General features: G+C 33.4%; 9 protein-coding genes. 1 reads left to right on the plus strand and 8 read right to left on the minus strand.

The features are described 5' to 3' along the window. Window positions 1–104: 104 nt before the first annotated feature. The 6 genes from JET18_RS06035 to JET18_RS06060 all read right to left on the minus strand — a co-directional run bounded on the left by JET18_RS06035 (window position 105) and on the right by JET18_RS06060 (window position 6570). On the minus strand, window positions 105–1229 hold the full coding sequence (locus JET18_RS06035) for a helix-turn-helix domain-containing protein (RefSeq protein ID WP_202089708.1): 1125 nt from the start codon (window positions 1227–1229) through the stop codon (window positions 105–107). Window positions 1230–1448: 219 nt separating this feature from the next. After that, window positions 1449–2180 carry a Qat anti-phage system TatD family nuclease QatD gene (gene qatD / locus JET18_RS06040; protein WP_202089709.1) on the minus strand — a complete coding sequence of 244 codons (732 nt, stop codon included), beginning with the start codon at window positions 2178–2180 and terminating at the stop codon, window positions 1449–1451. After that, window positions 2177–3526 carry a Qat anti-phage system QueC-like protein QatC gene (gene qatC / locus JET18_RS06045; RefSeq protein WP_202089710.1) on the minus strand — a complete coding sequence of 450 codons (1350 nt, stop codon included), beginning with the start codon at window positions 3524–3526 and terminating at the stop codon, window positions 2177–2179. Before qatC ends, qatD begins: the two co-directional genes overlap by 4 nt. Window positions 3527–3528: 2 nt before the next feature. Continuing rightward, a complete protein-coding gene (locus tag JET18_RS06050; protein ID WP_202089711.1) occupies window positions 3529–4269 on the minus strand; it encodes a hypothetical protein in 741 nt (246 codons plus the stop codon). A gap of 1 nt (window position 4270) precedes the next feature. Next, window positions 4271–6166 (minus strand): KAP family P-loop NTPase fold protein, encoded by a 1896-nt coding sequence (locus tag JET18_RS06055; protein ID WP_202089712.1) that lies wholly within the window; start codon window positions 6164–6166, stop codon window positions 4271–4273. Between the two features lie 170 nt (window positions 6167–6336). Then, complete coding sequence (locus JET18_RS06060; RefSeq protein ID WP_099766945.1) at window positions 6337–6570, minus strand: helix-turn-helix domain-containing protein; 234 nt, start codon at window positions 6568–6570, stop codon at window positions 6337–6339. Between the two features lie 91 nt (window positions 6571–6661). On the opposite strand from JET18_RS06060, the gene JET18_RS06065 reads away from it, so the two are divergent. Beyond that, complete coding sequence (locus JET18_RS06065; RefSeq protein ID WP_202089713.1) at window positions 6662–7192, plus strand: hypothetical protein; 531 nt, start codon at window positions 6662–6664, stop codon at window positions 7190–7192. A 666-nt stretch (window positions 7193–7858) separates the two neighbouring features. Here the strand turns inward: JET18_RS06065 and JET18_RS06070 are convergent. Beyond that, window positions 7859–10258 carry a hypothetical protein gene (locus tag JET18_RS06070; protein WP_202089714.1) on the minus strand — a complete coding sequence of 800 codons (2400 nt, stop codon included), beginning with the start codon at window positions 10256–10258 and terminating at the stop codon, window positions 7859–7861. 378 nt (window positions 10259–10636) lie between these two features. Beyond that, complete coding sequence (locus tag JET18_RS06075) at window positions 10637–11992, minus strand: serine hydrolase domain-containing protein (RefSeq protein WP_202089715.1); 1356 nt, start codon at window positions 11990–11992, stop codon at window positions 10637–10639. Window positions 11993–12067 lie beyond the last annotated feature (75 nt).

Below are 12067 nucleotides of genomic sequence, written 5' to 3' on the forward strand. Positions count from 1 at the left end.
GCTGTAGAGAATCCTGAAAAAAGTCCGTATAAAAAAGTCGGACTCATTTTAATGAGTCCGATTATCTGCAATCTAAAGTTTTATTTTTTACAATAGGTTAGTTATCAGTTGTTTCTGAAGGCTGTTGGCGTTTGGTTCGTGTATTTTTTAAATGAAGTGTGAAAAGAGGATTTTGAATTGAAACCTACTTCATATAAAATTTCCAGCACCGTATATTCTTTTTTTGTGGGATCTTTCAGAATCGTCATTGCTTTTTTAACGCGGTATTCATTCACAAAATCAAAAAAATGCTGATTGAGGTGATGGTTAATTAATACAGACAACTCACGAACCGGAATATTCACCTGATCCGCCAGTTCCTGAATCGTTAATGAAGGTTCCAGGAAAGGTTCTTTTTCAGCCATGAAATTTTTAAGCTGTTCGATCTGAAGACTTTTTGTTTCGTCGGTTTTATTTTCAGCTTCCAGCGTTTCTGCAAAATCTTCTGTCAATTGCAGGGTAGAATCAATTCTGCGAAAAAGCTCAGGATAATTTAATGCCTTTAAGATAAACCAGCAGGCCGCCAGTAAAAAGGAAGTTCCTGCCAGAATATGCAGCCAGATAAACAGATCGTTGTATGCGGTATACCGTATGATATTTTTAAAAATAATACATACATGAATGAATAGGAAAACGATGGTAAGCTGAAACAGCCATTTGTATAACAGGGTGTTGGGATTGGTGTAGTTTTCAAGATAAATCTTCTTGTATTTTTTGAGTATCATGAATACGCCCACGATATAAAAGAAAAACTGCAGTTCCCCGATGAGCTGATAAACAAACATTTCAGGAGACTGCCACATGGTTGTAAAGAAATTTTCTTTTGCAGCCCCTTCTGCCAGATAAAGCTTTGGAACTAAAATTAAGTTGACCACAATGAAAGGAATAAGATGCAGTAAATGCTTTCTTTTTAAGGTGAAATCAGCATAACAAACGGCATTCACATACAGATAGAAAATAGGCATTACCAATAAATAAGCAGATATTTTGAAAGCTTTCAGATTATAGCTATCCACAAAAAGATGCATGAAAATTCCGCTGATATCAATGGCATTAATAATAAGGAACGCCGCAAATAATCTGTTTTCCAGTTTTCTTTCTGTTTTTACCGTTAACAAAAATACGGCAAGCAGCAGCGATACAAAAACAGCCATCGCAGCAATAACTTCCAGAAAACTTATTTTGTCCATTAGTTTTTTTGCAAAAATAGGATATAAGTGATAAAGAGAAATGATTGATAGTAATCATTTTTGAAATATTGTGCTGTGGTGTGGAAGTCTCCCGAGTTTGAGCTGGTAAATAAAATTGTTTCCTTTAAATTTGATCTAAAGTCGGGAGACTTCGGAGAGCAGGGAACAGGATAATAGATTTTAACCCCTACTATCGAATTAATTGGGAGTAAAATTCTATTATTTTATGCTCTTTAATAATTCTCGAAAGTTTAATGAAATTATCTTTTCAACTTCAGAAATGGTTTTACCCCATACGTTTGAAAAATACTTATTTACATTAATGACATCTATAGGCCTTAATATATTTCCATTGATATTAGTGAATGGACCATCTGTTTCTGTTAATAGATTAGTAATAGGTATTTTTTCGATAATTTTCCTTCCTTTTTCAGATTTAATCATTGCTGGATTAATTGAGAAATAATATCCTTCATTAACAATCTCATCAATAAGCTTTAAAGCCCCAGAGTACCAGTGAAATATAGCAAACTTTATATTGTACTTTTTTAAAAGTTCAAGAACTTCTTTTTCTGCACCTCTTGAATGTATACTTAAAATTTTCTTCTTTCCTGAAATGTTTTCCAATATTTTAGTAAAAGATTCAATCTGTATATTCTTCGTGGCATATCCCTCTTTTGAAAAATCTAGCCCAACTTCTCCTATATAGGATGTCATAGAAAGATTTTTTAAGAATAATGCAAATTCTTTTTTATGGACCTCTGCATATAATGGATGCATTCCTAAAGCTAATCTAATCTTTTTTAAGTTTCTAAAATGTGGATATCCCATTTCAAAATGGCTAGGCAGATTTGTCATTGAAATTACCATCATATTAGTATCTACACATTCTTGTAATACCTTTTCTGGGGTTTGGTATAAATCAATATGACAATGGGTGTCTATAATCATAAAAGTCCTAATTTAGATTTGGTAAAGTTATTACCTTTATCTCTAAATAATTGTAGAACTTCATCTTTTGACCTTAAAACCATTTGTGCATAATTTTCCAGATTATCAATATCTATATTGCCGTTAATTAATATGTCTCTTTTCATTTTTTCTAATGAAATGTCTCGATTTAAATAGCTAAATAATGCCGGTAAATCATTGGTTAATGAAGACTGTTGTAAGATATCATTCCCAAAGATTTCATTATCTAGATTTATTTTATTTAAAGCAGCCCTTCTGTATATACAAGGCATACATTTTCCACATTGCTCAGTTCCTGTTTTTATAGCCCAATGTTGCTTTCTTCCTCTTTTACCACAGGAAACGGATAAACTAAAACTTGACTGCAAAGCTCTTGGGTTTGAACAGTTTTCAATCATTTCTCCTTTTGTAGAGAATGAATATGGATTTTCTAACTGTATTGGTAATCCTATTTCCAATAATAATTCTTTTAAGTTATTTAAAACAAATGGATGCGTTGTTCTAGTACTCAAAGAGCTAACCCTAGAAGGGGTTAAGGGATAGTTAATAGAAATTGTTCCGTTTTCAGGAATTATTAAAGTGTTAATTGGTGATAAGTATATTCCTAAACCAATAAAAAATAAAGATCGACTTCTGTAATTATTTTCAATAAATATATTATTGCCATTATCATCTTTTCTACTAAGAGCTAATTTGGATTGTACCCAATAAAATTTATTTGGATAATTTCGTTGTAGATAATTTAATAACCTTTTCTGGTCTCCATTTGGACCTGAAGATTTATAATCAAAATGGGAAACCAATAAAATTCTTTCATTTGGATTTAATTTCTCAAGTTCGTCAATTACTCCTATTAAAGAGTCTAAACCTCCTGAAAAAAGACTTGCTGATTTTATGGAATTTTTCTCGTAAACTGGAATTTTTCTTCTTCTTTGGCGTGGGAAATAATATTCCTCATGTGAGTTCTGGACAAAATTTATAGTCCAATAATCCCCAGTTAAAAAATCTAAGATTTTCTTTAGTTTTATTTCCTTTCCTTGCCAAGTGCTAAGATTATGGACAGGAAAATCAACATCTAAATCTCTTGTCCAACCATCATTAGAATATTTTTCTCTATTAAATAAATTATCCACACCATATACTAATGTAGAAATTAGAAAAAAATCGAAACGTAGTGTAGTAAAATCTACATTAAAATCGAAAACATTTTCAGATTTAAGAAAAGTTAAAGGAATCTTTCTTTCTATGCCATTTTCTATGAAACAAAGTTTTATATTAGAAAATTTTCCTTCTTGTGCTGGGTCGAATTGTATTGTTACTTTCATAATTATTCAAAAACAGTTAATACATCTTGTTGAATATTTTTTATTAGTGTATCGGCATCATTTGATCCCCAATCAACATTTTGTAATGGATTTGTTCTATGCATATCTGAAACTCTTTCCCTGATGAAACTCTTAATTTGTGAAAAAAGACTGTTACAATCATTTTCATTTTTATTTTTAATTAAGTTCTCATAAAACCATTTTGATAAAAGTTCGTTGATATAATTTCCAAAATATCCAATTATAATATCTTCTAAAGAACTAGATTCAAATTTTTCTGACAAAAGAGTTTCTACTTCATCTATGGAATTTGCTTGACCTATTAACTCTTCCATTAATAGTCTAGTAGCTTCTTTCGCTGCAATATCATCAATTGAACTTGAATCAGTTGAACAATATTCAATTAGATGATTTATAATATCGTTAACACTTTTATTATCAAGATTAGTAATTCCTATAAAAGTAAGTGCCTCTCGAATATTATTATTCGAACTAACAAATTTTGAGAGAAAGCCTCCAATTTTCTTTGCTGTTTTGATACCACTTTGTCCTCCCACCTTTGATCCTCCTCGTCCTCCTATAGCGGATCCTCCTAAAGAAGAGACAAAGTTGTTCATAATTGTTTGTTTTTTTTCGGTAGATAATGTTGATCCATTACAATTTGATGTTAAAGAAGAACTCAAGTTTTTCCAGTTAGGAACCATAGAGTGTTTAACATCAGAAAAAGATTTAGATGTTCCCATATTATTTTAAATTAAATGCTTTTGCTGCTTTAGACTTCTTATCTTTAAAATAATCAGATAAAAAGTCACCCATATTTGGATGTGATTTATAATTTTTTAGTCTTAATCCTATAGATGCATCTATATCTAAATCATTTATAACTTTTAGTGATTCTATGTAATGATAAGGCGCATTTTCTATTTTTAATTCTATTAACTCATTGAATATTTCATAATTCCTTTTAGAAATAGGATTACGCTTTAAAGTGGCGGATAATAAATTGAAGAATGTTTCTTTTTCAGCATCATTTAATTCCTTAAACTTATCTTCTATTATTTTCCTTGTTACTGTTGATGTCATCTGATCGGGTTGAAGCTCATTGAAGAGTGACTTTACAATTGGTGGAATCAGACTTGAAGCTGATATTGAGTCATTCAATTTATCCCGTGCTATCCAGAAATAATCCCTTAAATCAACACTTTGTAATGAAGGTTCTACTTGAAGCCAATTTATTATTTTGGGTCTATTCCAATCTTTAAATTTTGAGTCTGCTAGTTCGGTCAGTAGTTTGTTTAAATCCTTATCCTTGCAGATGCCTTCAATTTCGCTGATCTCTTCAGGAGTTCCCTCTTTATCTGCCTGCCAAATAAAAAGTTGCTTAAAAAGTTTGGGTTCAGAGTATTCTAAAATCATGAGTTTTGCTAGAATTGCATCCTGAAAGTTCTCAATAGACGCAACTTTTGCCAATCTCTTTCTAATTGTGTAGGTATTTAAAAATCGCTTAATTTGACGTGGATTGCCATACAAACTACTAGTTATTAAAGGTACTAGAGATGGAATTGTTATAATGTTTGATTTTACTTTTTGAAAGTCATCTGCACTTAAAATACTTTCAAAATTTGATAATCCAAAAGAAGAATATTTGTTTTTCTCTCTAAATTGTTTGAATCCATCCAAAACTTTGTTAAACTGAGTTTCTTCTAATTCTTTTTTACAAACAAGCATTGAAATGTATGTCTCAACTTCCGAATCAGAAAGTCGAGGTAAAGAGTATGGTAATTGAATGAGTTTTTCTAAATAATCAATAACGATTCTATTATTATCTTCTTCTATTTCTTTATTATTTTTATATTTATGCTCTATTGCATGTTTCACTATTCGTGGATCAGCACCAATAATAAATGCTGTTTTTGGAACATTTAAAAATAACTTTATTGCTTCCAAGTTTTCAATAATTCTTTCAGGGGTACATCTATCTAAATCATCAACAATTACTATAAGTCTTTTGAAGTTGGTAGATTCTAGTAATTCAGAAAAATCATTACGGAACTCTGCCACTGCATTAATTTGTTTTTCGCTTTCATCCTTGCTCTCTTTCAAAAAAGATTCATATAATTTTTTACCTTCATCTGATTGTAATTTTTCAATGATTTTCTGTGGATCGTCGCTCCATTCAGATATTTTTTGAATAGCATAAGGAATTAAACTAATCCCTCCAGTAAAATAAGCTGAAACAGCAGGAAGAGCAACATTTTTCAATAACATACCTGCTCCTCTCATCCAATCAATAGATTTCCAAAGTTTTTTAGCTTTATTTTTAACGATATCTTTGACCTCAGCGGACAATTTTTTATTACCATCTATTTCTTTAAGAATAGAATTTAATAATGCTGCTTTTGCATCATCATAGCCTTCAAATGTCCAACCATTGAAATATATACATAGTGATTCCTTGTTTTCATCACTCTCGAATTCATTTTTAATTATTTGTAAGACACTTGATTTTCCACTTCCCCAATCTCCAAAAACTCCTATTGTAATTGGTAAAATGTTTTTGTCATTAATCACGTCTATTAATAAATCTGCATGTACCTTAAATCCTAATAAATCTTCGGATGTTTCATTATCTGCCCACATGTGTTAAATTTTAATAAGTCTAAAATATATGTAATAACTTGAAAATGATTACGGTTTTCCGTAAACACCAAAAATAAAAGTCCTCTTAAAATTTTCAATCAGTATTTTCACGGAATTTCTTAAAGATTTCGACAATTTCGTCACAAAAAAAATCCCAACTCTCGTCAGGATTATTCATTTATGAGTTTAAAGAAATCAGATAAACTAATTTTTCTTGCTTCGCATATTCTAAAAAGTGTTTCGACTGGTATTCTGTAAGTTTCTTCACTTTTAATTTTTCTAATGGTACTTTCTTCTACACCATGATTTTTTGCAAAAGAATTTTGTGACTTGCCTTCTTGAAGCCAAGGTATCAACCATTTTTTTGTAATGTATAAACAAATTTTTTCGTTTATATCTGTCATGAGACAAATGAAATAATTAAATAATAAAAAATTACGGTCGATCGACCGTAATTAAATTTCTTTTCTTACATTTATAAAAAAAATACAAACAATGAAAAAGATAAAAACACATTTCGCTCCCCGGTTTCGGGCAGGTAAGAAGTGCTCCGCATTACAGCAAATGGAGACGTTTTTCCAGTTCAACGACCTGGCAGCCTCTAAAGAAAGGTTAAACAGCATCATGAATTACGCTGTGAAAAAGAATAGCTGGATCAATGAAGATCCGTCCGTTATTTTTCAGTTTCATCAGGCGATGCGGTCGTTTGTTCATGCGGGTTATCTCATCACGTTGAAGGAAAAGAAATGGAGTGCCGGTACTCCGTTGGAAAATGTTTCTCCATTATTTCTGGGCTTGCTTTCGGAGAAGGAATACCAAAACCCGCTGTTGGTCTTTAAAAAAGCATTCAGAGAATACAGCATCCGGGAATTTGATTATTTTATGTCCGGGATGGTCTATTTATCCCTGGGCATCTACGATAATGTCCCGGAAAGGAATATCGTCAATCCGTACATCCATCTGATTAAAATGCTGGATGCAGCACATATTATTCTGGAAAGGAGAGGGAAAAAAGTTAGAAGTTAGAAGTTAGAAGTTAGAGGTGGGTGTACAAAACCATTGCCTGTACTTTTTAAATTTAACGCAAAGGTTTATTCCAACAATGCATAGTTTAGGAGGCAAAGAGAGAATCAATCAAAGATTGATTCGATTAAGCGTATGTTTTATCCATCCTCTTCATCAGCGATGAAATCGCTCCCTTTGCTCCTCTTAAAATCATAAGAGTCATAATAAATCCTTCGTCAAAAAAAATTTATTTACGCAAAGGCTTTACAAAATTATTGTACTATTTTAAGGATGCAAAAATGGAATCAACTTCATTGATTCTTTATAAGCGGACGCATATCCACACAGCTTCATCAGCGATGAATCGCCCCCTTTGCTCTCCTTAAAATCATAAGAGCCATAATAAATCTTTGCGTCAAAAAAATTTCATTTACGCAAAGGCTTTACAAAATTATTGTACTATTTTAAGGATGCAAAAATGGAATCAACTTCATTGATTCTTTCTAAGCGGACGCATATCCACACAGCTTCATCAGCGATGAAATCGCCCCCTTTGCTCCCCTTAAAATCATAAGAGTTATAATAAGTTCTTTGCGTTTAAGAAAATACACTTTGTATACGCGATAACTTTTAAACCAAAAAGGCCTTTCAGAAAAACTGAAAGGCCTTTTACTTCAAAGAAATATATTATTTAATAATCTGCTGATCATACAGAAGATTGTCGTCTTCATCGAAACTTATGATCAGTACTTTATATTGTTTTGCGCTGTCATTATTAAAGAATTTAATTCTTGGAGGGACATAATCGCTGTCAAATAAATTAGGATTCCAATACAGTGTTTCCCGGGTGTCATTTTCAATTTTCTTTGTAGGATCATCGTTGTCCAGCATTTCAATGGGGAATTCTGAAGGCTGATCATATCCTTTGATGACAGATGAGTTGTTCTTCTGTGTTTTTGTGTCGCTGCTTTTGGATTTCATATTCCCTTTCATCGTGTAGATAACTACTGCATCGCCTATTAATCCAGCTCCTTTAAGAATTTTTACCATCGCAATATTGCTGGGAGGAAGGTTGGCAATCATAGATGCATCACTCGGGGTTTCATCCAGATACAGCTTAGCCTGCTGGCCGCGGATATAAGGTACGTTAACGCCTGAATTATTTCTTTGAAACGTTAAACCGGCAGCTCTTCCCTGCAGCCAGTCTAATATATTATTGGACCCGGCAATATGCTGGTCTTCATTCACAAAATCGAATATGGTAGAATTCATAGAGCTGAACATTCCGGTGGACAGCTGTTTGTCCAGTTCTTCTTTCGGATCTGCCTTTTTCCCTACTACTTTTACTTCTTCAATCTCTATATCATTCTGTGCTGTTTTCCTGATGTTCTTTTGAGTGTTGATGGCTCTGGAAATCGTTGGAGAAAGCGTTTTATTTTCACCGGATTTTACCAAAGTATATTTTGTACCCGGGAAATTGCCATTAAATGATACAGTGTTCACTAAGGGCTCCACGGTGACGAATAAATTATCCGTATTAGATTTATTATCTGCTGAATTAACAAATAATGAAACTTCCAGCGGTTCATCATAGTTTAGGTTGTTTAAATAGGCATATCCGTTTTGATCCGTCTTAAATTGCTCAATGACAGGTTCATTTTTACCCAGTTTCAAGATTAAATTTACACTCGTGTTAATCAGCAGGGAACCGTTATTAATAGGCTTTACCTTGTAAGAAAGATAGGGTTGGGGATTTGTTTTAATTGTGGGTGCAGATCCGCTAAGCACGGAATTCCAGTCAAATCTTTGCCATTTTTCAGAAATAAGGAGCGCGTCCAATGCTTCCGTATTGGCGTTTTTAGAAAAATACTGCGCCGGGCTGTCTATTTTTGATGTAAAATCTCCCGTTAACCAAAGTCCGCTCAGTAGATTTTCTTCTTCAGGATTGGGAGTGCCGTTATCCTCACTTACCAAAACAGTATAATTTTTAAAATAGGATTCCGGAGAAAGATCAATGCTGTTGAAAGCTCTTGGGGTTGGTTTTATATTCTGAGCGATAACTTCTGCTTTTTCAATCTTTAAAATTCCGGGCTTTATAAAGCAAAGTCTTTGAGCTACCAGATTGTCCTGCCCGTCAAAAATGGCTAATTGCAGAATACCGTTAGATCCATTGCTGATTTTTGTAGGAATAAGACTTGTAGCTTCATTGGTTAAATTGTTGATATTGGCTTTGTAGGCCATGTGGTTATTAATAGTCCCTACAATTTTATAATTTTTAAGCTGCTCTTTTAAATTGACGCCTTTTAAGGTGTATTTAATCCCTTCTTTAGAGCTGGAAACTTCCAGACTCAGACCGCTGTCCGCAGCCTGTGGCAGATCTATTGTCTTGCTTTTTCCCGCGTTATCCTGAATAATAACCTGATATTTCTTTCCAGAGGCAGGAGTTATTTTAAAAGAGGCAACGTTTTTGTCAAAAGACTTGAATGTAGTTATGGGTACATTGGGATTTTGCGCATCTATGACCTTTCCGGACCAGTTTTCCGGCAGGGAAGCAGTGGCTGATAATCTTACGGCAAATTTCGCAGGCACCCCGTTGATGAAAGTTCCGCCTTCCGGAAAGGCTTTTGCAGACCAGTCAGAAATTTTGGAAACTACCAGGGATTCGGTGGATTTAGGATTGTACACCGGAATGGTTTTAACCATCTGAAAATCTTCGTTAAAATTCGTCATGTAAGGAGTATAGGCCCTTACAAAATAAACCTGTTCCGGAAGATCTTCTTTCAGCTGGAAATCTCCGCTGCCTTCACCGCGGGTAAGAAGTATCGTTTTCCAGTCTATTAATTTTTTATCAGAATTGTAAAGTTCAACAAATAGGGTAGTAGATAATGGAGAACGGCCATATCCGTCAAATACAAAACTTTTAAACCAGATTTTGTCACCCGCAGCATATTGTGATTTATCGGTAAGTAAATAAACTTTCTCCTGCTCGTAATTATTCTCAAGATTGGTAAGTGCTTTTTCTAATTTAGTTTGTGCCAGTACAGGCTGTACCATTGAAATAAGCAATACACAGAATATATTTTTCATAGAAATCTCAGCGCATTTTAATTCAGTGCTAATGTAATCATTTAAAGGCTTCAAAAACGGATAATATCATTCATTTTTTGAGTTTCGGGGTGCGGGTTTCGCGGTTTTGAGATTCAAAGTTTAAAGTTTAAAGTTCAAAGTTTAAGGTTTAAAGTTTAAGGTTAAAAGTATTTATCAAAGTTTAAACCTGTCAAACAGCAACTAAAATCCCGAATCCCGCACCCCGAAACTCAAAACCTGAATCCATATTATCAGCTGTGAAGGGTTTTATGCTCTCCGGACTTCTGATTTAAAGAATGTTAAAAGGCCCGGATTATAAAATCTAGGCCTGACTTTTTTAACGGATACACTTTACGCGAGAGTGTTATATTCTGAAAATTACATTTTCTTACAATTTATGGACTGTTGGCCTTGCGTAAGCTTTATACCGGTAACTTCTCCTTTTTCATCCAGGGAAAATTTAAGATAGGCTCCGGTATCAAAAGAATAAAAATCATTTTCACCGATCCTTTTTAACAGGGCTTTTCTGCTTTCTTCACCAAACTTTTTAGGATCGTACAATGCTATAAAGAGATGGTTTTTTCCAGCCTGGGTTATACGGAATTTTCCAACGGTAATGATTCCTGCAAGTTTGGCTTTATAAATTCCGTTGTATATTTCTGTAGGAGGAGCCGTTTTACTATGATACACCGTGAAATCAGGATTTTTATATTTTTTTTGATAGTATTTTGAGGCAACACCGGCTACAATATCATTGAGCTTTACATTCGTTCCGTTTGCCAGAATGGCAATACTAAATTTGTCCTCAGGAAAATAGGCTACACCTGAATGAAATTCATCTATTCTTCCGGTATGTCCGTAACCTGTTTTTCCGTAAAAAGGAGTTTTAAATAATCCATAGCCCATAATAGAAGGGGAATTTGCATCTTTCATGATTTCCAGTGATTTTTTTGAAACCAGGTTTCCTGCAAAAAGCTCCTGCATTAATTTTAATAAATCTTCGGTTGTAGAAACCATGTTTCCTGCTGAAAATGTGAAATCCGGATGGGTTTCTGATTCTTTAGCCCAGTTTTCACCGTCAAATTTATAAGAGGATGCTCTCTTCCCATATTCCCCTTCATCACTTTCACAATAGGTATTATTAAGACCTATCTTATTGACAATTCTTGCCGTGATGTTTTCTTTATAGGAGCTTCCGGTAATATCTTCTATAATATATCCAAGCAGTAAATAATTTGAATTACTGTATATGCTTTCTTTTCCCGGCTTAAATTCTGGTTTTCCCTGCTGTACAAGCTTCAGCATAGTTTCTCTTGTATAATTTCTGCTTTTCTGGTCATAATAATCTTCCCATTCCAGATAATTGTATATCCCGCTGGTATGGTTCAGCATATTTCCAATGGTAATTATTTCAGCGTTTTTAATCATAGGAAAATATTGGCTGAGTTTGGAATCCAGAGATAATTTGCCCTCTTCTATCAGCTGAAAAACAACAATTGCGGTGAACACCTTTGTAATAGAACCAATTCTATATTGATCTGAATGATCAGCAAACTTATTCAACCCGCCTTTGTATACAGTTGCGCCGTTTTTTTGGAGCATGATATTGCCGGAAAAGGCATTGTTTTGCTGAAAATTGGTCACTAAACTGTCAATGGAACCTGTAATGTCAGGATTTTGCCCGGATAAGAAACCAAAAACAGAGAAGATCGTTAATAAGCAGATTTTTTTCATTGTTAATTATTATTTTTATGCAAATAAAGAGAGGTTTACTCTGCTTTATCATTCTTTTTTGACTAACAACAGAAA

Source organism: Chryseobacterium endalhagicum, assembly GCF_016745235.1.
GTDB lineage: Bacteria > Bacteroidota > Bacteroidia > Flavobacteriales > Weeksellaceae > Chryseobacterium > Chryseobacterium endalhagicum.

Coding starts and splice junctions, on each gene's coding strand:
- JET18_RS06050 (WP_202089711.1), bottom strand. CDS start 4,269: ATGGGAACATCTAAATCTTTTTCTGATGTTAAACACTCTATGGTTCCT.
- JET18_RS06070 (WP_202089714.1), bottom strand. CDS start 10,258: ATGAAAAATATATTCTGTGTATTGCTTATTTCAATGGTACAGCCTGTA.
- qatC (WP_202089710.1), bottom strand. CDS start 3,526: ATGAAAGTAACAATACAATTCGACCCAGCACAAGAAGGAAAATTTTCT.
- qatD (WP_202089709.1), bottom strand. CDS start 2,180: ATGATTATAGACACCCATTGTCATATTGATTTATACCAAACCCCAGAA.
- JET18_RS06055 (WP_202089712.1), bottom strand. CDS start 6,166: ATGTGGGCAGATAATGAAACATCCGAAGATTTATTAGGATTTAAGGTA.
- JET18_RS06075 (WP_202089715.1), bottom strand. CDS start 11,992: ATGAAAAAAATCTGCTTATTAACGATCTTCTCTGTTTTTGGTTTCTTA.
- JET18_RS06035 (WP_202089708.1), bottom strand. CDS start 1,229: ATGGACAAAATAAGTTTTCTGGAAGTTATTGCTGCGATGGCTGTTTTT.
- JET18_RS06060 (WP_099766945.1), bottom strand. CDS start 6,570: ATGACAGATATAAACGAAAAAATTTGTTTATACATTACAAAAAAATGG.
- JET18_RS06065 (WP_202089713.1), top strand. CDS start 6,662: ATGAAAAAGATAAAAACACATTTCGCTCCCCGGTTTCGGGCAGGTAAG.